21 protein-coding genes are annotated in these 18,790 nt (G+C 69.2%); 10 read left to right on the top strand and 11 right to left on the bottom strand.

The window, feature by feature from the left end:
* Positions 1–95 precede the first annotated feature (95 nt).
* The 3 genes from A5700_RS05555 to A5700_RS05545 are packed head-to-tail and all read right to left on the bottom strand — an operon-like array spanning position 96 to position 4,446.
* Positions 96–2,303, bottom strand: coding sequence for an acyl-CoA dehydrogenase (locus A5700_RS05555; RefSeq protein ID WP_068070252.1), 2,208 nt, complete (start codon positions 2,301–2,303; stop codon positions 96–98).
* A 50-nt stretch (positions 2,304–2,353) separates the two neighbouring features.
* Positions 2,354–3,337 (bottom strand): 2-hydroxyacid dehydrogenase, encoded by a 984-nt coding sequence (locus A5700_RS05550; RefSeq protein ID WP_068070251.1) that lies wholly within the window; start codon positions 3,335–3,337, stop codon positions 2,354–2,356.
* Positions 3,301–4,446: an alpha/beta hydrolase gene (locus A5700_RS05545; RefSeq protein WP_068070250.1), complete on the bottom strand. Its 1,146-nt coding sequence runs from the start codon at positions 4,444–4,446 to the stop codon at positions 3,301–3,303. The genes A5700_RS05550 and A5700_RS05545 overlap by 37 nt, the downstream gene beginning before the upstream one ends.
* Before the next feature lie 168 nt (positions 4,447–4,614).
* On the opposite strand from A5700_RS05545, the gene A5700_RS05540 reads away from it, so the two are divergent.
* Together A5700_RS05540 and A5700_RS05535 are read left to right on the top strand one after the other, a co-directional pair.
* Entirely contained in the window at positions 4,615–5,196 is a 582-nt protein-coding gene (locus A5700_RS05540) for a VOC family protein (RefSeq protein WP_068070249.1), read from the top strand.
* 33 nt (positions 5,197–5,229) lie between these two features.
* Positions 5,230–5,778, top strand: coding sequence for a hypothetical protein (locus tag A5700_RS05535; RefSeq protein ID WP_068070248.1), 549 nt, complete (start codon positions 5,230–5,232; stop codon positions 5,776–5,778).
* 49 nt (positions 5,779–5,827) lie between these two features.
* Here A5700_RS05535 and A5700_RS25960 read toward each other — a convergent pair whose 3' ends face one another.
* Complete coding sequence (locus A5700_RS25960; protein ID WP_156671090.1) at positions 5,828–6,007, bottom strand: hypothetical protein; 180 nt, start codon at positions 6,005–6,007, stop codon at positions 5,828–5,830.
* A 321-nt stretch (positions 6,008–6,328) separates the two neighbouring features.
* Between A5700_RS25960 and A5700_RS05530 the strand changes: the two genes are divergently transcribed.
* Positions 6,329–7,747, top strand: a complete 1,419-nt coding sequence (locus A5700_RS05530; protein WP_068070247.1) for a condensation domain-containing protein — start codon at positions 6,329–6,331, stop codon at positions 7,745–7,747.
* Between the two features lie 50 nt (positions 7,748–7,797).
* Entirely contained in the window at positions 7,798–9,156 is a 1,359-nt protein-coding gene (locus tag A5700_RS05525) for a hypothetical protein (RefSeq protein WP_068070246.1), read from the top strand.
* Here the strand turns inward: A5700_RS05525 and A5700_RS05520 are convergent, their stop codons facing one another.
* Entirely contained in the window at positions 9,157–9,831 is a 675-nt protein-coding gene (locus A5700_RS05520) for a TetR/AcrR family transcriptional regulator (RefSeq protein ID WP_068070245.1), read from the bottom strand.
* A 79-nt stretch (positions 9,832–9,910) separates the two neighbouring features.
* Between A5700_RS05520 and A5700_RS05515 the strand changes: the two genes are divergently transcribed.
* From A5700_RS05515 to A5700_RS05500, 4 genes are all read left to right on the top strand, one after another.
* Complete coding sequence (locus tag A5700_RS05515) at positions 9,911–10,825, top strand: oxygenase MpaB family protein (RefSeq protein WP_068204511.1); 915 nt, start codon at positions 9,911–9,913, stop codon at positions 10,823–10,825.
* Between the two features lie 75 nt (positions 10,826–10,900).
* Positions 10,901–12,493, top strand: a complete 1,593-nt coding sequence (locus A5700_RS05510) for a PPE family protein (RefSeq protein WP_068070243.1) — start codon at positions 10,901–10,903, stop codon at positions 12,491–12,493.
* A gap of 45 nt (positions 12,494–12,538) precedes the next feature.
* The gene (locus tag A5700_RS05505; protein ID WP_068070242.1) at positions 12,539–13,531 is read left to right on the top strand and encodes a permease; all 993 of its coding nucleotides are present in this window, start codon (positions 12,539–12,541) and stop codon (positions 13,529–13,531) included.
* Positions 13,532–14,281: a TIGR03943 family protein gene (locus A5700_RS05500; RefSeq protein ID WP_068070241.1), complete on the top strand. Its 750-nt coding sequence runs from the start codon at positions 13,532–13,534 to the stop codon at positions 14,279–14,281.
* 385 nt (positions 14,282–14,666) lie between these two features.
* Here the strand turns inward: A5700_RS05500 and rpsR are convergent, their stop codons facing one another.
* From rpsR to rpmB, 4 genes are read right to left on the bottom strand one after another with little or no spacing between them, the layout of a single operon-like run.
* Positions 14,667–14,924, bottom strand: a complete 258-nt coding sequence (rpsR, locus tag A5700_RS05490; protein WP_068070239.1) for a 30S ribosomal protein S18 — start codon at positions 14,922–14,924, stop codon at positions 14,667–14,669.
* Complete coding sequence (gene rpsN, locus A5700_RS05485) at positions 14,924–15,229, bottom strand: 30S ribosomal protein S14 (protein ID WP_068070238.1); 306 nt, start codon at positions 15,227–15,229, stop codon at positions 14,924–14,926. Before rpsN ends, rpsR begins: the two co-directional genes overlap by 1 nt.
* Positions 15,230–15,231: 2 nt before the next feature.
* On the bottom strand, positions 15,232–15,396 hold the full coding sequence (rpmG, locus tag A5700_RS05480; protein ID WP_003873955.1) for a 50S ribosomal protein L33: 165 nt from the start codon (positions 15,394–15,396) through the stop codon (positions 15,232–15,234).
* Positions 15,396–15,632 carry a 50S ribosomal protein L28 gene (gene rpmB, locus A5700_RS05475; protein WP_068070237.1) on the bottom strand — a complete coding sequence of 79 codons (237 nt, stop codon included), beginning with the start codon at positions 15,630–15,632 and terminating at the stop codon, positions 15,396–15,398. Before rpmB ends, rpmG begins: the two co-directional genes overlap by 1 nt.
* Positions 15,633–15,734: 102 nt before the next feature.
* Between rpmB and mrf the strand changes: the two genes are divergently transcribed.
* On the top strand, positions 15,735–16,928 hold the full coding sequence (gene mrf, locus A5700_RS05470) for a ribosome hibernation factor-recruiting GTPase MRF (protein WP_068070236.1): 1,194 nt from the start codon (positions 15,735–15,737) through the stop codon (positions 16,926–16,928).
* Positions 16,925–17,188, top strand: a complete 264-nt coding sequence (locus tag A5700_RS05465) for a type B 50S ribosomal protein L31 (protein WP_068070235.1) — start codon at positions 16,925–16,927, stop codon at positions 17,186–17,188. The genes mrf and A5700_RS05465 overlap by 4 nt, the downstream gene beginning before the upstream one ends.
* A gap of 16 nt (positions 17,189–17,204) precedes the next feature.
* Here A5700_RS05465 and A5700_RS05460 read toward each other — a convergent pair whose 3' ends face one another.
* Both A5700_RS05460 and A5700_RS05455 read right to left on the bottom strand, forming a co-directional pair.
* Positions 17,205–17,402 carry a transcription antitermination regulator gene (locus A5700_RS05460; RefSeq protein WP_231973798.1) on the bottom strand — a complete coding sequence of 66 codons (198 nt, stop codon included), beginning with the start codon at positions 17,400–17,402 and terminating at the stop codon, positions 17,205–17,207.
* Between the two features lie 98 nt (positions 17,403–17,500).
* Positions 17,501–18,649 (bottom strand): GTP-binding protein, encoded by a 1,149-nt coding sequence (locus A5700_RS05455; protein ID WP_068070233.1) that lies wholly within the window; start codon positions 18,647–18,649, stop codon positions 17,501–17,503.
* Positions 18,650–18,790: the final 141 nt, after the last annotated feature.

Here is an 18,790-nt window from a genome sequence, read left to right as displayed (position 1 = left end):
TCCCAAAAGGGGGGAACCATGCCGATCTGACGCAAGTCAGGTCGGCATGGCCTTTTTGGTCTGGCCGTCGCGACGACTACGGATCGCGCGGACGACTACGGATCGCGCGGCAGGCCCAGCAGGCGTTCGGCGATGATGTTGAGCTGCACCTCGGACGTTCCGCCGTAAATCGTGGTGGCCCTGCTGGCCAACAGGTATTCGCCCCATGTCCCGGGCGGCTGGGCGGTGTCGCCGATCGCCGCGTCGACCCCGAAGGCCGAGACCGCGAATTCGGCGTAACCCTGCCCGGTGCGCATCGACAGCAACTTCGAGATCGCCGCCGACGGCATGGCGTCGCCGCCGGCCAAGGTCAGCAGCGTCGACCGCAGGTTCAGCACCTTGGCGGCGTGCCCCTCGGCGATCAGCTGCCCCGCGCGGTGCCGGGCAACCTGGTCGAAGTGTCCGTCGCGCATGAACTCGACGAACTGTGCCAGCGTGGCCAGGAAGTTGGCCTCGCTGCTGCCGATCGAGACCCGCTCGGCGGTCAGCGTGTTGCGGCTGACCTCCCAGCCCCGATTTACCTCGCCGAGCACGCACTCGTCGGGCACGAACACGTCGTCGATGTACACCGTGTTGAACAACGCATTGCCGGTGAGCTCACGCAGCGGCTTGACTTCGACGCCTTCGCTGTTCATGTCCAGCAGGAAGTACGTGATGCCGTTGTGTTTCGGCGCGCTGGAGTCGGTGCGGGCGAGCAGCGCGCCCCACTGCGACAGTTGCGCGGCGGTGGTCCAGATCTTCTGGCCGGTGATGCGCCAACCCCCGTCGGTTCGGGTCGCCTTGGTGCTGAGGCTGGCCAGGTCCGAACCGGCGCCCGGCTCCGAGAACAGCTGGCACCAGATCATCTCGCCGCGAAACGTCGGCGGCAGGAAGCGTTGCTTCTGTTCCTCGGTGCCGAACGCCACGATCGACGGGATGATCCAAGTCGCGATGCCCGTCTGTGGTCGCTTGACCCGGCCGGCGGTGAACTCCTGGGCGATGATGATCTGCTCGACCGGGCTGGCGGCGCGGCCCCACGGCTTCGGCAGGTAGGGCAACACCCAGCCGCCCTCGGCGATCGCGACCTTGCGCTGGTCGCGGTCCAGCGCCTTGAGAGCCGCGACCTCGGTGCGGATCTCGTCGCGCAGCTTTTCCGTGTCGGGATCGAGGTCGATGTCGACCGCCCGCATGCCGCTGGTCGTCGCGGTGTGCAGCACCTTCTGCGGATATTCCGAACTGCGCCCGAACGAGGCCGCCAGCAGCAGCGCCCGCCGGTAGAACACGTTGGTGTCGTGCTCCCAGGTGAAGCCGATGCCGCCGTGCACCTGGATGCAGTCCTGCGCGCATCGCTGCGCGGCGGTCGGGGCCAGCGTGGCCGCCACGGCAGCGGCGAACTCGACGTGTGAACCGGCAGTGTCCCAACCGTTTTCACCGGCCTCGTCGAGAGCCCGGGCGGCGTCCCACACCGCGGCGGTGGCCCGCTCGGTGTCGGCGATCATCTCGGCGCACTTGTGCTTGATCGCCTGGAACTGCCCGATCGGCCTGCCGAACTGCTCACGAATCTTGGCGTAGTGCGAGGCCGTGTCGGTCGCCCAGCGGGCGACGCCGATGGCCTCGGCGGACAACAGCGTCGTGATCAGGGCCTGCGCGGTCGCTTGGCTCAGGTTCGTCAGCGCGGCGTCCGCACCGACTTCGACGGCGTTGGCGCGCACGTGCGCGACGGGCCGCAGCGGATCGATGCTGCGCACCGGCTCGAATTCGAGCTGTTCGGCGGGCAGCACCACCCACTCGACGCCGCTGTCGATCGCGACCGGAAGCACCAGCAGCGTGGCCTGCCCCGCGGCGGGGACCGCGCGAGCCTCCCCGCGAATCACCAATTTGTCGGCGTGCCGGGTCGCGGTGAGGCCGGATTCCAGGGCGTAGCTGGCGATAGCCGCACCCGACGCCAGCTCGGCCAGCACCGTGGAATCCGGGTCGTGCGCGCTGATCAGCGCGCTGGCGATCGTCGACGGCACGAACGGTCCGGGGACCGCCCCGTAACCGAATTCCGCCAGTACGATGGCCAACTCGAGGATGCCGAATCCCTGTCCGCCCACGGATTCGGCCAAGTGCACGCCGTGCAGGCCCTGCTCGGCGGCGGCGCGCCAATACGCCGGGGGATTCACCAGCTCGTCGAGCGGCGCGTCCATCGCCGCGTGCAGCGCCTCCGACGGCGCGATCCGCGCCACCAGCGACCGCACGGAGTCGGCCAGGTCTTGATGCTCAGAAGAAATCGCGATCGGCATTGGTCGCCTTCCATTGCGTGCGGACGCCGTTACGGCCAGCACCTTCCAAGCTAACAACCGGTCGGTTGATTGACGACATGGGCCAGCGGCTCCCCGTCGTGCAGGCGCCGGCAATTGGCGACCGCCTCGGTGAGGTAGCGCCGCATGGTGTCGGCGGTGTACCACGTGACGTGCGGGCTGAGCACGACGTTCGGCAGGGCGAGCAGGGGGTTGTCGGGTGCCACCGGTTCGACCTCGAAGACGTCGAGGCCCGCGGCCGCCAGCCGGCCGTTCCGCAGTGCCTCCACAAGGGCCGCCTCGTCGATGACGGCCCCTCGAGACGTGTTGACCAGCACCGCGTTTGGCTTCATGCCTGCCAGTGCATCCCGATCGAGCAGGTGCCGGGTCCGGTCGGTCAACGGCAGGTGCAGCGACACGATGTCGCTGGTCGCCAACAGGTCGGGCAACCGCCGCCAACCGGGCCGCCCGTCATCGCGGGTGCTGGTGTGCAGCACAGTGGCGCCCATCGCGGCGACGATGTCGCCGACCCGTTTGGCGATGTTGCCGTAACCGATCAATCCGACGGTGCAGCCGCCGACGTCACGCACGGTCTCGCCGAGTTGCGGGTCCGTCGGCCAGCCGTCGCCCCGGCGGATGGCGGCGTCCAGCGCCGGCAGCCTGCGCAGCGCCGCCAGCATCAGCAGCACGGTGCCCTCGGCCACCGAGGGGGCGTTCGCGCCCGGCATGTTGGCGACGGAGATGCCCAACTCCGTGGCGGTCGCCACGTCGATCGTGTTCACCCCCGCGCCCAGCTTGTGCACCAGCCGCAGGCGGTTTCCGCGGCGCAGGTCGGCGCCGGACAGCGGACGCAAGACGTGCCAAATGACCTCCGCCTCGGGCAACTCCGCGTCGAACAGCTCTTGCGCGTCTTCCGGGCACCACCGGATGTCCAGCCACTCCCGTTCTCCGGCAAGGAAATCCAGCACTTTGGCACCGGGGACGAAGTGGGCGAGGACTCTCAAGGATTGTTTCGAAGCCACCGCTTGCTGATCCATCCTGCAATGATGTCGGCCTGCTCGCTGCGAGCGCCCGGCGTGGTGAAGTAATGGTCGGTGTCGATCGACACCTGCGTCTTGTCGGCACCGGCGAGCGCGGAGTACAGGCGGCGTGCGTCCGACGGGAAGACGCCGGTGTCGGCGTCGGCGTTGATCACCAGGGCCGGACAGTCGATGCGGGCCAGGTGGGGTTCGGCCCGTGTCTGCGCGACCCGCAGGCTCCACATGCCCAACCAGTTGCGCAGCGTGCAGGCGGCGGCGATGCCGTGCGCCGAGCGGTTGGCCTTGGCCGGAACCCCCGCATAGCAGGTGTTCGGCGCCCGCTTGGTCGGTTCGATGCTGGGATCGACCATGCGGGGGTCGGCCCAGGTGCGCATGACAGAAAACGGGCGATCCGAAAAGCCCGCCGTCCGAACCCTTTTCAGCTCCTTCTCGGCCCAGTCGGTGATGGCGTGGTTGCGTGCCACCTGGCCTCGGCGGTAGTTCGCCAGGAACTCCGGGGAGTAGGGCGGCCCGTTGCACTGGTTGAACAGGTCGAGGCCGTCGTCGGTGGCCACCGGGTCCCGCTCGTCGGTGACGGCCGCGTCCATCCAGGCCGTGAGCACATCCGGGCGTCCGAGGTGGGCGGCGGTGGCGACGTAACCGTCGGCGGGCGGCAGCTCGGTCACCCCGGCCGCCGGGCGCATGCCGTCCAACGGCGTGACGTTCGGGGCCACCGCCTGCGCCTGGTAGGCGGCCATCAGCGAACCCCCGCCCGAATTTCCCAGCAGCACAATGGCATCCACCTTTTGAACCTCGCGCAGCCACCGTACCCCCACCCCGATGTCCACCAATGCGTGGTCCAGCAAGAAGCTTGTTTCGAAGCCGCGGAACCGGGTGTTCCAGCCGAGGAACCCGACGCCGCGGGTGGCCAGGTAGTCGGCGAGATAGTGCTCGGAAAAGTCGATTTGGTAATGCGTGGCGATGACGGCAACCTTGGGCTTGCGTCCCACCCCGCGGTGGTACAGCCCCTGGCACGGGTGACCGCCCGCCCCGGCGCGCCCGGCGGTCGGCGACGGTAACCCGACGAACTCGCGGACGACCCCGGCGGCACCGCTGCGACGAGTCACTGGCGCGGTCCTCCTTTGCGGCGGGCGGCCCGGCGGCAACCGCCGGCGCGACCCCGGGCCCCGGCGTCGGGCGCACCGGGGCTGGCCGGGGCCAAGACTGATGATGTTAAATTCACATTCAGGTCTTGGCCAGGCTCGCCGGGCCCGGTGCCGGGGAGGAGACGCACGATGATCAAGCCGCATTACACGAACACGGAATTCGAACTCGGCGGGATCAATCACGTCGCCCTGGTGTGTTCGGACATGGCCCGCACCGTCGACTTCTACAGCAACGTCCTCGGTATGCCGCTGATCAAGTCGCTCGACCTGCCCGGCGGCCAGGGGCAGCACTTCTTCTTCGACGCGGGTAACGGTGACTGCGTCGCCTTCTTCTGGTTCGCCGACGCGCCGGACCGGGTCCCCGGAATCTCCTCACCGGCCGCGATACCGGGCATCGGCGAGATCACCAGCGCGGTGAGCACCATGAATCACTTGGCGTTTCACGTCCCGGCCGAGAAGTTCGACGCCTACCGCCAGCGCCTCAAAGACAAGGGGGTCCGGGTCGGCCCGGTTCTCAATCACGACACGAGCGAATGGCAGGTGTCCAAGACGCTGCACCCCGGGGTGTACGTGCGCTCGTTCTACTTCTTCGATCCCGACGGCATCACCCTCGAATTCGCCTGCTGGGTCTCCGAGTTCGACCCGACCGAGGCGCGGGCCGTACCCAGGACCGCCGCGGACCGTCGCCCGCCGGTGACCGCGAGCTCCTGAGCGCCGGCCCGCCGACGCGGGACAATGAGTGTGATGACCGACGGCATCCTGACCGACGCGCAGATCGCGGCCCTGACGCCCGCGCAGCGGCGAGACCTCATCTCCCGGCTGGAGCAGCCCCTCGGTGACCTGGTCGATCCGGCGCTGCTGGCCCGGCTTCGCCGCATCCGGTTGAGCCTGATGATCGGCGGGTCGGTCGCGATGATCCCGTGGCTCGGATATTTGTCCGTCACACTGCCGGAGAACTACGTCGCGCACAATTGGCAGGCCACCTGGGTGGGCTTCGACATGCTGCTGGTGGTGTTCATGGTTGCCACCGCGGTGTTCGGTTATCTGCGCCGCCAAGTCGTGCTGTTCGCCGCTTTCACCTCGGGGGTGCTGCTGATCTGTGACGCGTGGTTCGACCTGATGACGGCCGGCCCGCGCGACCTCTGGCTCTCGCTGTGCACCGCGCTGCTCATCGAGTTACCGCTGGCCTTCTTTTTGATCTCGGGCGCGCTGCGCATCCTGCGGCTGACCATGATGCGGTTGTGGATGCTGCGCACCGGCATGCGGCTGTGGCACCTGCCGCTTTTTCCCTGAATTCGGCGGATCTCCGGCGCGAAACGCGAACCACGTCAACGGATGTCGGTCATTCAGCTGCGCGAGCATCGGGCGCGGGCGGCGCCTGCACGCCCCACAGGATCCGGTACAGGCGCGGCCCGGTGTGCCGGCTGGCGGCCAACAGTCGGTCGACGAGCAACGACAGCGGACCCGTAACGGGGTACTCCGAACCGAGGGGGCTACGACGACGGTTTACCTGACGGGCCATGGATGTTCATCTTAGGCAACCGCGCTGTCCGCGCCGCCTGGCCGACACCGAGCGACCGAATAACGGTACGCGGGTCCCGTGATGTTCGCGGTGGAATGTGAATGTTCCTAAAAAGGCGCGAATTTCACATGCGTCCATTACCGTCCCCCTCAGCGACATCGGGGGCGCTATGGACGCGGTGAGCATCAACTTCTCCACTGGCCGCTCGTGACGAGATTCCCAGCCCGAACGGAATCGAAACCACGACAGCAGCTTTCCGCGCAATGTTCCCCCCGCCATGGCGCGCACCGAACCACGGATCAGGAATCTAAGGACTCGACAATGGTCGCACTCGGAAACATTAGCGAATGGCAACCACCGCACGGTCTGCTGACCACGTGGCTGGTGACGCCCGAGGCGCAGGAAGCGGCGCGCAATGCACCGCGCAGCAATGCGGCTGCGAGTTACCAACAGACCCAACATCTCTGGACGGCGTTTCACGGCAAGACGTTGAACAGGCAGCTGCCGCGCCTGATGGTCGTCGCGTGGGACATCCCGGGGGAGTGCGGCTTCTCGGCGATGACCGCGGCGATCAACGCACACGTGCGCAGCCAGGACACCTATCACAGCTGGTATGAATTCATTGACGGCATGCTCGTCCGTCACGCCGTCCATCCGGAAGTCATCGAGCTCGCTCCGGTGTCGTTCGGGACCATGAGCCCCGAGCAGGCCCGCGAGCACGCCCTGACCACCACCCCCGAAACGCTCGGGTGGGGTTGCTTCACCTACGGGATCGTTCAGGGAGCCGACCACTTCACGTTCTACGCCAGCGTCGACCACCTGCACATCGACGGCCTCTCCGCCGCGCTCATCTTCCTCGACATCCAACTCGCCTACCAGGAGCTGGCGCTGGGGGCGCATGGTCGGCGCCCGACCACGCTGCCGGAGGTCAGGAGCTACCGCGATTACACCGCCCGCCAGCGCGGAAACGCGGCCAGCCTGACCCTGTCCTCCCCGGAGATCAAGGACTGGATCGAGTTCGCCCGCGAGACCGAGGGGGACTGGCCGAGCTTCCCGCTGCCCCTGGGCGACACGTGGGCCAGCTGCAAGGGGGACCTGGTGACGGTCGAACTGCTCGACGCGGCGGGCACCGAGTCGTTCGACGCGGCCTGCGTCGCGGCGGGCGCCCGGTTCATCGGCGGGGTGCTGGCCTGCACGGCGCTGGCTGAACACCAATTGACCGGCAAGGAAACATTTTTCGGGTTTACAGCCAAGGACACCCGCTCACCGGGCATCGACTCCATGACGGTGGGATGGTTCGCCAGCCTCATCCCGGTCACCGTGCCGACCGGAGGCGACTCGTTCCCCGAGGCGGCGCGGGCGGCCCAGAAGTCCTTCGACGCCGCCAAGGACCTCGCGGCCGTACCGGTCGAACGGGTCCTGGAGTTGGCGACCCCCGACGAACTCGGCATCACGCTGCCCTCGCAGCTGCCGATGATGGTGTCGTTCCTCGACTTCCGCAAGATTCCCCTGGTCGGCCTGTGGGCCGAGATGAACTTCGGCACCTACGGCGACAGCCTGTCCGCCGGCGGGATCAACATGTGGATCAACCGGCACGTCGAGCGGACCACCGTGACGATTTCGTTCCCCGACAACGACGTCGCGCGCGAGTCGGTGCATCGCTACATCGCGACGTTGCGCCAGGAATTCGCGCGCGTCATCGAAACCACCCCCGACCAGCCCGACGTGGTCGCGGCCTAGGTAGATCACGATCGGGTGCGGGCGCGCGCCCCAGCAAGGAGCCGTCGACGATGAGCAACGTCCTGGACTTGGCCGACCAAACGCTGTTCCTCGGCGAGCGGGCGACCGGCGCCACCAGCCTGCTGCAGTGCATCTGGGTTTACGACCGCGATGTCGATCTCGACGGCGTCCGCACGTTCCATCGCCTGCTGCGGCGAGGGCGGCTGTCGCGGCGCATCGAGCGCTCCCCGTTGCCATTCGGCCGGCACCGCTGGGTCGCGCCCCGCGACGAACCCGAGCTGGTCATCGCGGCGCCCCGCCCCCGCGATGCGTTCGAGGCGTGGTGCCGCGAGCAGGGCGGCCATCAGCCGGACGCCGAACGCGGGCCCGGCTGGCACCTCGCGGTGCTGCCGTTCACCGAGGGCGGCGGAGCGGTGAGCCTGGTTGTCACTCACTGCCTCACCGACGGTGTCGGGTTGTGCGAAGCCCTGGCCGATGCGGCCGGCGGCATCGAGCAGCCGGTCGCCTGGCCCGCCGCCGCGCGGCGGACGCGTTCCACCGCGCTGCGCGAGGACGCACGCCAGGCCGCGAGCGACGTGCCCGGCGTCGGCCGGGCCGTGCTGGCGGCCGTGCGGCAGGCGCGCGCGAGCCGTGTCGGCGCCGCACCGGTCGCCCCGGCACGCGCTCGACCCGCCCCGCCCGTCGACCCGGATCGACCCATCGCGCTGCCGATGGCCACCGTCTTCATCGACGCCGACCAGTGGGACGCCCGCGCGAACGCGCTCGGCGGAACCAGCAACGCGCTGCTGGCGGGGCTGGCGGCGCAGCTGGCCCACCGCGTGGGGCGGGTGGCGGCGGACGGCTCCGTCACGGTCGGCATGCCGCTCAACGAGCGCACGCCCGGGGACACCCGCGCCAACGCGGTCATCAATGTCGACGTCGTCGTGGACCCCGTTCCGGCGCCGCGGGACCTGCGCCCGATCCGCGCCGCGATCAAGGCGGCGTTGATCGCCCACAACGACGCGCCCGACCAGCGCTGGGAGCTGCTGCCGTTGGTCCCGTTGATACCGAAATGGGTCTTTCGGCGGTTGATCAGCGTGATCACCGGCAGCGCCACCACCGTCGTGTCGTCGAACCTCGGCGTGATTGCCCCGCAGGTGAACCGGCCGGACGGGACCGAGGCCGACTGCTTCGCGATCAAGTCCGTCTACCCGGGCGTCACCGCAGGCACGATGCATTGCACCAACGGGGCACTGGCGTTGTTGTCCGGGCGGCTGAACGGGCGGGTGTTCGTCTCGGCCCTCGCCTACGAGTTGGGCTGCCATAACTCCAACGAAGCACTGCGAGAAGCGCTTTCGAGTACTCTGAGCGACTTTTCGCTGGCGGCGACCAGCGACTGGAGCCCACCGCGTGTGAGCGTGGGCGGGTAGTCAGTCGCGGACCGTGGCGTCGACCGCGGTGTCGGTGATCCGGTAGAGGTCGGGCTCGGCGAGTTCGTCGATCAACGCCGCCAGTTGGTCGACGAGCTGCTCGGGTTCCAGCCGGACGAAACCGGCCAGCCAGGCGCTGATGGTCTGCCCGACGCCGCCGACCACGAAATGCGCCGCGGCCTTGATCCGGTCGTTCGCCGGCATCCGCAATGCGTTACCCACGTGTTGCCCGGACAGCATCGCGAACAGGGCCCGCGATTCGGCGCGCTTGCGCACCACCACGGGATCGGCGAGTTGGGTGCTGAACAGCAGCCGGCCGAGGCGGGCATCGTCGGCGATGGTCCGCACGATGTTGGCCATGCCCGCGCGGGTCTGTTCGTGCGGCGGTACGGCGGCCACCGCCGCCTGGGTGGTGGCCGCCAGTTCCGCGGCGACCCAGTCGAAGACGGCAGCGACAAACTGGTCCTTGTCGGCGAAGCTTTCGTAGAAGTAGCGCGCGGCGAGTCCCGCCTTGCGGCACACGCCGCGGACGGTGACCGCCGCCATGCTTTGCTGGTCCGCCCCGAGAAGATCCAGCCCGGCGGCGAGGAGCCGGTTGCGCCGAGCGGCCAGCCGTTCGGTGGCCTCGACCCCGCGATAGGGCCGCGCGCTGGGCGTCTCGCTCATACCAACCATCTTGACACCACGCGTGCACCGCGACACTATCAGGAAACGAGCGTTCGCACATTAGCGGGCTGCGGGGAAGGACCCGATCATGGCAATCCGACAGCCGGTCGACCCACCGATGCGGCACGTCGAACGCCCCATTGCCGACCCGCCCCGGCCGCCGCGCCGCACCGGCCGCGGCCGCCGCGCGTTAGGCATCGACGAGGGCCTGATGGGCATCGCCTTGCTCGCCGGACCGGCGAACGTGATCATGCAGCTGGCGCAGCCCGGCGTCGGATACGGCGTCATGGAGAGCCGCGTGGAAAGCGGTCGCGTCGACCTGCACCCGATCAAACGGGCTCGCACCACCTTCACCTATCTCGCGGTGGCGACCAACGGTAGCGATGCCCAGAAGGCCGCCTTCCGTCGTGCGGTGAACCGGGCGCACGCGCAGGTCTACTCGACACCCGACAGCCCGGTGAGGTACAACGCCTTCGACCCCGGCCTGCAATTGTGGGTGGGCGCCTGCTTGTACAAGGGCGGCGTCGACATCTACCGGATGTTCATCGGTGAACTCGAAGGTGCGGACGCCGACCGCCACTATCGCGAGGGCATGGCGCTGGCCACCACGTTGCAGGTGCCCGAGCACATGTGGCCGCCGGACCGGGAGGCGTTCGACCGGTACTGGCGGGAGTCGCTGGCAACGGTGCACGTCGACGACGCCGTGCGCGAGTATCTGTATCCCATTGCGGCGAACCGCATCCGGGGCCTGCGGTTGCCTGGCCCCGTCCAACGTGTGACCGAGGGCCTCGCGCTGCTGATCACCACCGGCTTCTTGCCCGCGCGGTTTCGCGAGGAGATGCGCCTGCCGTGGGATGCGACCCGGCAACGACGCTTTGACCGGATCATCGCGGTGCTGGCCGCGGTGAACCGGCGCCTGCCGCGGTTCGTCCGCCACTTCCCGTTCAACGTCTTGCTGTGGGACGTCGACCGCAGGATCCGGGCGGGGCGCCCGTTGATCTGAGCGCCGCCGTTGTGTTGATAACGACAATCATATTCATTAAGCTCCTCAGGATCAGCCCAGCCCGAGGAGTTCGTTATGACGGCGCCCATATGGATGGCCTCACCCCCGGAAGTGCATTCGGCGCTGCTCAGCAGCGGCGCGGGACCCGCCTCGTTGCTCGCGGCGGCAAGTGCGTACTCCGATCTGAGCGCCGAATATGCTTCGGCAGCCACACAATTGAGCGCGGTGTTGGAGGCCACGCAGGCGGGTGCCTGGCAGGGGCCGAGCGCGGAGTCATACGCGGCCGCGCACGCGCCTTACCTGGAATGGCTGGCCCGGTCCAGCGCCGACAGCGCCACGGCGGCGGCCCAGCACGAGGTCGCCGCCGCCGCCTATACCAGCGCGCTGGCGGCCATGCCGACGTTGCCCGAGCTGGCGACCAACCATGTGGTGCACGGCGTCCTGGTGGCCACCAACTTCTTCGGGCTCAACACGATACCTATCGCGGTCAACGAGGCCGACTACGCGCGGATGTGGGTGCAGGCGGCCACCACGATGACCACCTACCAAGCGGTTTCCACCGCCGCGGTGGCGGCCACGCCGCAGGCCGACCCGGCGCCGCCGATCGTGAAAGCCGATGCCGCGAGCGACGATTCGGGCGACGACGATCCGTTCCCCGACCCGACGCAGGACAACCCGTTTAACGAGTGGCTCGCGCAGATTCTTCGAAACTTCGGTATCAACTGGAACCCGGCGCAGGGCACGGTGAACGGGCTGCCTTACGACTCTTACGCCGACGCGGGACAACCGATCTTCTGGGTCGTTCGCGCCCTCGAACTGCTCGAGGATTTCGAGCAGTTCGGCTACTACCTGGTGCACAATCCCGCGTTGGCGTTCCAGTACCTGGTCAGCCTCGAGATGTTCGACTGGCCGACCCACATCGCCGAGATCGCCAGTTGGTTGGGCACACAACCGGCTCTGTTGCTGGCCCCGGCCCTGCTGGCGATCGCCCCCCTCGGGGCGCTCGGCGGTTTCGCGGGCCTGGCAGGGCTTGCCGCGCTGCCGCAACCGGTGCCGGTTGCGGTACCCGCGCCCGTCGCGCCCGCGCCCACTCTGGCGCCCGTGCTCGGCCACACCCCCCTCGCGGCGCCGGCCGCGGCTCCCGCATCGGCGCCGGCGCCCGCGCCCGCTCCCGCGGCCACTACGGTGGCGAGCGCGGCGCCGCCGGCGCCCCCGCCGGCCGCGGGGCCGGGCTTCTTCCCGCCCTACGTCGTCGGTCCGCCGGGAATGGGCACCGGTTCGGGCATGGCCGCCAGCGCGAGCTCCAGCGCCAGACGCAAGGCGCCCGAACCCGATAGCGCCGCGGCCGCCGCCGCAGCGGCGGCGCAGGGCGCGGCGCGGGCGAAGCGGCGACGGCGCCAGCGGCAACGCGATCACGCGGACGAATTCATGGACATGAACGTCGACGTGAATCCGGACTGGGGTGGCCCGGGCGACGAACCGGCGGCCGCCTCCGACCGCGGAGCCGGCACGCTGGGATTCGCTGGAACTGCGCGCAAGGCGGCGGCCGGCGCGGCGGCGGGCCTGACGACGCTCGCCGGCGACGAGTTCGGCGGCGGCCCCACGATGCCGATGATGCCGGGTACCTGGCAAGACGACGCCGACGGCGAAACGACCCGCGACCGCTAGCACGTCTTGACCGGACAACGCGCGCCCGCGCGGAATAATGGTGCGGTGCCGACGCTGAAATCCGGGCGCAGTCTGCGGCCGGGGTCCATGGAAGTCCTTGTCGGCCTCCTGCTGATCTGTGCGCTGTCGGCGACGACGCTGCGCGCCACGGTCCTCGACAGCGCCGCGCTGTCGACCGTGGGGACGGTGTTCTGCGGGGTCTTCGTGCAGGCTGTGCCGTTCCTGGTTCTCGGTGTCGTGGTCAGCGGCCTGATCGCGGCGTTCGTCTCGCCGCAGCGCCTGGCCCGCTGGCTGCCCCGGCGCCCAGGGCTGGCGGTGCTCGCCGCGGGCATCGGCGGGGCGGCGCTGCCCGGCTGCGAGTGTGGCTCGGTGCCGTTGGCGCGGCGATTGTTCGGCGACGGCGGGGCGACGGGCGCCGCGGCGCTGGCGTTCATGCTGGCCGCGCCGGCGATCAATCCCGTTGTCCTGGTGGCCACCGCCGTCGCGTTTCCCGGTGCGCCCGAAATGGTGCTTGCCCGCGCGGGCGCTTCTCTGTTGACGGCGGTGGTGATGGGTTGGGCGTGGGCGCGTTGGGGCCGTGCCGAGTGGATCACGCGCCGGTTGCCCAGCGGCACCGCCGCGGACGCATCCCGATGGGTGGTGTTCACCGAGGCCGCCCGGCACGACTTCGTCCAGGCCGCCTCGTATTTGGTGGTGGGCGCCGCGGCGGCGGCGGTGTTGCATGTCGTGGTGCCCGCGTGGGTGTTCACGCACCTCGCGTCCGACATGGCCTTGAGCGTGGCGCTGATGGCCGCCCTGGCCGTCGCGCTGGCCCTGTGTTCGGAGGCGGACGCGTTCGTGGCGGCCAGCCTGACGATGGTGCCGCTGTTGCCGCGGCTGGTGTTCTTGGTGGTCGGCCCGGCCGTCGATGTGAAGCTGTTCGCCATGCAGGCCGGCATGTTCGGCCGGGCGTTCGCCGCGCGTTTCGGTCCCGCCACCTTCGTGGTCGCGGTGGCGAGCGCGTGCGCGATCGGGTGGCCCCTGCTGGGTGGTGGGTGAATGAGCCGCGAAACGGAGAACACCGTCCTGCTCCTGGTCGGCATCAGCGTTGCCATGATCACGGCGTCCGGCGCCTTCACGCGGTACGTCAAACCCGGGCTGCTGCCGTGGCTGGTCGCGTCGGCGGTGTTGCTCATCGGGCTCGCGCTGGTCGTGGTCATCGGTGACATCCGGCGCGGCGCCCCGCGGGCGGCCGGAGCGACCCAGGACGCCGCCCACGAACACGGCCATGCCCACTCCCACCGCGGCCGCATCGGGTGGCTGCTCGTCGTCCCGGTCCTGGTGTTGATGTTCGTGACGCCGCCCGCGCTACGGCCCTCGGCCGCCGCCCCGGCCGTGACGTCGGTGTCCAACGACGTTTTGAACCGGGCCTATCCGCCGCTGCCGCCGGGCGCCGCGCCCGAGGTGTCGCTGCCGGAGGTGCTGATGCGGGTGGCTCACGACACCACCGGCTCGCTGACGAATCGGACCATCACGGTCACCGGCTTCGTGCTCAACGAGCGCGACGGCGTCGACCTCGGCCGCATCGTGATCATCTGCTGCGCGGCCGACGCCCAGCTGGCCCGCCTGCACGTGCGGGGACCGCTCGCGGGCCGAGCCGCCGGCCTGCCGGACAACACGTGGCTTCGGGTGCAGGGCCGGGTCCAGCCGATGCCGCGGCAGCAGCACGGCGTGACGACCCCGACGCTGGAGGTCACCGCGGTGACCCGCATCGACGCCCCGCCGAACCCCTACGCCTATCCGCGCTGACCCTAGTTACTTCCAGCGGCACGGGTCCACTGCTGATGACGCGCGAGTGACGCGGGCACCGGACAGCTTTCCCACTGCCCGCGCGCCAGCCAATCACCGAGCGCCGCGGCGCCCGCGCTGTCGACGATGGGGCCTACCCAATGCGGCGGCCCGCACGCCGCTCGGTCGTCGGTGCACGGTTGCACCACGGCCATGACACCGCACCCGGTCGGGCGGGACGCGCACGTCAGTGGACCGAGCATGCAGGCGGCCGAGACCAACATGCTGTGCGGGCACCGCCGAATGGCGGGCCGCAGTTCGTCGATCACCGAAAGCCCCTGTTGGGCAACGCAACTGGCACAGACGACGACGGTGAAGGGGCGGTCGGTACCGTTGTGCGCGGACGTCAATGCACGCCACCGGGGTAGGGCAGCAGGGCCATTTCGCGCGCGTTCTTGATAGCGGTCGCGACCTGACGTTGTTGCTGCACGGTGAGCCCGGTGACCTGGCGGGAGCGGATCTTGCCGCGCTCGGAGATGAACACGCGTAGCGCTGCGGTGTCTTTATAGTCGACGGCGGTCAACCCCAGGTTGGTCAGGAGATTCCTTTTGGGCGAGCGCGCCGGCGGGGCGGGGCGACGGGTGCGCTGGGCTTTCTTTGGCATCACCAGCTCGCTTTCCGCACGCCGGGAAGCATTCCGGCATGGGCCAATTCGCGCATCCTTACCCTCGACACCCCGAATTTGCGGAGGTGCCCGCGCGGCCGTCCGTCGACGGCGTCGCGGTTGCGCAGTCGCACCGCGCTGGCGTCGCGCGGCTGCCGCGCCAGCTCGGCCTGCGCGGCGGTCCGCTGTGCATCGGAGCTGCCCGGCGAGCGGATGATGGCCTTGAGTTCGGCGCGGCGTTCGGCGTGGCGCGCCACGATGGCGCGTCGTTGCTCGTTGCGGACGATCTTGGATTTCTTGGCCATCCTCAGCGTTCCTCGCGGAATTCGACGTGTCGGCGGATCACCGGGTCGTATTTACGCAACACCAGCCGGTCGGGGTCGTTGCGCCGGTTCTTGCGGGTGATGTAGGTGTAGCCGGTGCCTGCCGTCGACCGGAGTTTGACCAACGGCCGAATCTCGTTGCGCGCCATCAGATTTTCTCACCTTCCCGGCGTAGCCGGGCCACGACCGCCTCGATGCCGTCGCGATCGATGACCTTGATGCCTTTGGCGCTGACGCGCAACCGGATTCGGCGGTCCTCCGAAGGCAGGTAGTAAGTCTTGACCTGAATATTGGGTGACCAGCGCCGGCGCGTGCGGCGGTGGGAATGCGACACCGAATTACCGAACCCCGGCTCGCGGCCGGTGACCTGGCAGTGGGCGGACACCGCGATCCTCCTCTGCTTATTGAAAATGATTTTCGACAAGGACTGGTGGAGACGGTACCGTAGATCCCGTCCAGATGAAAACCATTGTCAATAAGGAGTGCGATGCGGACGCCCGTCATCCTGGTGGCCGGCCAACAGGGCACCGACGCGGTCGTGGGCGAATTGTTACGCACCCCGGGGACGCTGGTGGTCGAGCATCGCTTCGACGGCCACGTCGTGCGCCGGACGACGGTCGCCCTGCAGCGTGGCGTCCTGACGACCGCGGAGTGCGGCTTGGAACTCGCGCACGGCTGCGTGTCCTGCACGATCCGCAACGACCTGTTGATCCTGCTGCGCCAATTGCACCGCCGCGACGACGTGCGGCGAATCGTCGTGCACCTGGCGCCCTGGTTGGAACCCGAACCGATCTGCGTGGCCATCAACCACGTGCGGGTCCGCGTGGCGCCGGGTTACCTCGACGGACCCGCGGCCCTGGACGTGTCGATCGCCGCGGTCGTGACATGCGTGGATTCATCGACGTGGCTGCGCCAGGCCCGCGGCGACGACGAGCTCGACGACGGCCGTACCGAGGCTCAGGTGGTGGTCGGACAGGCGGAATTCGCCGACGTGGTCGTGCTCAACCGGGCCGAGCCGTTCGTGGCCGCGGTGCTGCGGCGGCTGGCGCCGCGCGCGCGGATCCGTGTCGGCGCCAACGGGATCGAGAACGCGCTGCGCAACCTGTACCGCGATGCGCGCCAGGGCCGCAGCGACGATCCGCACGGCCGGTTGCTGGCCGGGCAACCACCGCTGGATTCCCGCGGGCCGATCGGACTGGTCGAGTTCTCCGCCCGCCGCCCGTTTCATCCCCGGCGCCTGCACGACTGCCTGGACCTGTTGCTCGACGGTGTCATCCGGACCCGCGGACGGTTGTGGCTGGCAACTCAAGCCGACCACGCCATGTGGCTGGAATCGGCCGGCGGGGGATTGCGAGTCAACTCCGCCGGTAGGTGGCTGGCCGCCGCCACCGACGCGGAGCTGGCCGAGGTGGACGCGGAGCGGCGCGTCTTCGCCGAGCTGACCTGGGATGAGCGTTACGGCGACCGCCATACGGCGATGACGGTGCTGGTCTGCGGCGCGAACGCCGCCGACATCCTCGACGCCCTGGGCGACGCGCTGCTGACCGAGGAGGAATTCGCGGCGCCGGAGCGCTGGCCCGGCTACGAAGATCCGTTCGGCGACTGGCACGAAGACCCTTGCGACGCCCGAGCAGAGGCCACCGACAACGCGGCAGGCCACACCGAGAAGGGGGACCTATGAAGCCCGACGTGCATCCCGATTACCACCCGGTCGTCTTCCAGGACGCCACCACCGGGACGATGTTTCTGACTCGCTCGACCATCACCAGTTCGCGCACCGTCGAGTGGCCGACGCCGGATGGGGTGCGCACCTATCCGCTGGTGGTGGTCGAGGTGACGTCCGACTCACATCCGTTCTGGACCGGCAGCCGCCGCATCGTCGACAGCGCCGGCCAGGTGGAAAAGTTCCGCCGCCGCTACGGCGGCCGCGCCCGCGAGTGACGCACCGGCCGGCCCGTCAGGGTGGCGCCTCGCGCGCGGGCAGGGCCAGCACGGTGGCCCAATGCGCGTGCGCCGGACCTGCGCCCGGCTCGGCCGGGCCGGCGACCGTGTCGAGTAACGCCCGTGACACGCCACCGATCCCGATTCCGGTGGTGTGCACGGCTTGTGCGATCTCTTGCAGCGCATCCTCCGCCGAACAGCGCCGGATGCCCATGAGAGCTCCAATGGCCTGATCGATCTCGCGGCGGGACCGATGGTCGCCGGGCCGGGGGTGCGGGTGATGGTGATGGTGATGCACTGCGTCCCCCGGCGTCACTTCGCGTGCGTGTGGACGACGTCCCAGCGCGGCAGCGGATCGGGGTAGGAGGCCCATCGCCGTGGGCCTTCGGCCAGTTCGGCGTCGCTCAGCAAGGCCGCTCGCAGCAATGCGAGCACCTTCTCGCCGTCGAGCCGCACCCCGATGAACACGATCTCCTGTCCAGGCCGGAAGTCGGCGGTGGACCAATACTGCGCCGGCTCGATCGTCAGGTTGGGGCCGGCCTGAGACCAGACGGCCAGCAGGTCGGGCCGGCTGGCGATCCAGCAAAATCCCTTGCTGCGCAACACGCCTTGCAGCTCGGCGAGCGCCGCGTGCAGGCGTTGCGGGTGCAAGGGCCGCCGCGCGCGGAAGGTCACGCTGCCGATGCCGTACTCCTCGGTCTCGGGAACGTGCCCACCGGCGATCTCCTGGTCCCACCCCGGGGACCCGGCGGCCAGGTCCGGATCGAACAGGCCGGTGTCGAGCACCTCCGGCAACGCCACCCGACCGTGGTCAGTGCGCACGATCTTGGCCGACGGATTCAGGCGGCGCAGCGTTGCCGCCACCATGGTGTTGGTCTTAACGGTGGCCAGGTCGGTCTTGTTCAGCAGGATGACGTCGGCGAACTCCACCTGGTCGACCAGCAGGTCCGCGATAGTGCGCGGGTCGCCGTCGCCGGCCTCGAGGTGGCGGTCCGCCAGCGCCTCGCCGCGGGCCAGTTCCGGCAGGAACGTCGACGCGTCCACCACCGTGACCATGGTGTCCAGCCGCGCCACCTGGCTCAGGCTGAATCCGTCGTCGAATTCCCAGCTGAAGCTGGCGGCGACCGGCATGGGTTCGGAGATGCCCGTCGACTCGATCAGCAGGTAGTCGAACCGGCCCTCGGCCGCCAACCGGGCGACCGCTTCAATGAGGTCCTCCCGCAAGGTGCAGCAGATGCAGCCGTTGGTCAGCTCGACCAGCTTCTCCTGCGTACGGTCCAGGTGGCCGGTCCCGGCGACCAGCGCCGCGTCGATGTTCACCTCGCTCATGTCGTTGACGATCACGGCGACGCGGCGGTCGTCCCGGTTGGCCAATACGTGGTTGAGCAGAGTGGTCTTTCCCGCGCCGAGGAAGCCGGAAAGCACGGTGACGGGAATGGGTGGGCGGCTGGAAGAGGGCATCGCTTAATGATAATGATTTTCATTAAGGCGTAAAGGGCCCGCGCGGTAGGCCTTTCGGGTGCGCGATCAGGCGTGGCCGCGCAGCGACTGATGGCGGGCTCGGCGAAGCGCCGAGCGGCCGACGGATTCCGGCGTCCGGGC

It is taken from the genome of Mycobacterium sp. E1214 (assembly GCF_001666755.1).
In the GTDB taxonomy this organism is placed as follows: domain Bacteria; phylum Actinomycetota; class Actinomycetes; order Mycobacteriales; family Mycobacteriaceae; genus Mycobacterium.
Note: the sequence above shows the minus strand (reverse complement) of the source record. Positions and strands in the feature narration are given on the sequence as shown.

Coding starts and splice junctions, on each gene's coding strand:
- A5700_RS05525 (WP_068070246.1), top strand. CDS start 7,798: ATGAGCAACGTCCTGGACTTGGCCGACCAAACGCTGTTCCTCGGCGAG.
- A5700_RS05540 (WP_068070249.1), top strand. CDS start 4,615: ATGATCAAGCCGCATTACACGAACACGGAATTCGAACTCGGCGGGATC.
- A5700_RS25960 (WP_156671090.1), bottom strand. CDS start 6,007: ATGGCCCGTCAGGTAAACCGTCGTCGTAGCCCCCTCGGTTCGGAGTAC.
- A5700_RS05520 (WP_068070245.1), bottom strand. CDS start 9,831: ATGGTTGGTATGAGCGAGACGCCCAGCGCGCGGCCCTATCGCGGGGTC.
- A5700_RS05455 (WP_068070233.1), bottom strand. CDS start 18,649: ATGCCCTCTTCCAGCCGCCCACCCATTCCCGTCACCGTGCTTTCCGGC.
- A5700_RS05515 (WP_068204511.1), top strand. CDS start 9,911: ATGGCAATCCGACAGCCGGTCGACCCACCGATGCGGCACGTCGAACGC.
- rpsR (WP_068070239.1), bottom strand. CDS start 14,924: ATGCCAAAGAAAGCCCAGCGCACCCGTCGCCCCGCCCCGCCGGCGCGC.
- A5700_RS05460 (WP_231973798.1), bottom strand. CDS start 17,402: ATGGGCATCCGGCGCTGTTCGGCGGAGGATGCGCTGCAAGAGATCGCA.
- rpsN (WP_068070238.1), bottom strand. CDS start 15,229: ATGGCCAAGAAATCCAAGATCGTCCGCAACGAGCAACGACGCGCCATC.
- A5700_RS05535 (WP_068070248.1), top strand. CDS start 5,230: ATGACCGACGGCATCCTGACCGACGCGCAGATCGCGGCCCTGACGCCC.
- A5700_RS05500 (WP_068070241.1), top strand. CDS start 13,532: ATGAGCCGCGAAACGGAGAACACCGTCCTGCTCCTGGTCGGCATCAGC.
- A5700_RS05555 (WP_068070252.1), bottom strand. CDS start 2,303: ATGCCGATCGCGATTTCTTCTGAGCATCAAGACCTGGCCGACTCCGTG.
- A5700_RS05530 (WP_068070247.1), top strand. CDS start 6,329: ATGGTCGCACTCGGAAACATTAGCGAATGGCAACCACCGCACGGTCTG.
- rpmG (WP_003873955.1), bottom strand. CDS start 15,396: ATGGCGCGCAACGAGATTCGGCCGTTGGTCAAACTCCGGTCGACGGCA.
- A5700_RS05550 (WP_068070251.1), bottom strand. CDS start 3,337: ATGGATCAGCAAGCGGTGGCTTCGAAACAATCCTTGAGAGTCCTCGCC.
- mrf (WP_068070236.1), top strand. CDS start 15,735: ATGCGGACGCCCGTCATCCTGGTGGCCGGCCAACAGGGCACCGACGCG.
- A5700_RS05510 (WP_068070243.1), top strand. CDS start 10,901: ATGACGGCGCCCATATGGATGGCCTCACCCCCGGAAGTGCATTCGGCG.
- A5700_RS05465 (WP_068070235.1), top strand. CDS start 16,925: ATGAAGCCCGACGTGCATCCCGATTACCACCCGGTCGTCTTCCAGGAC.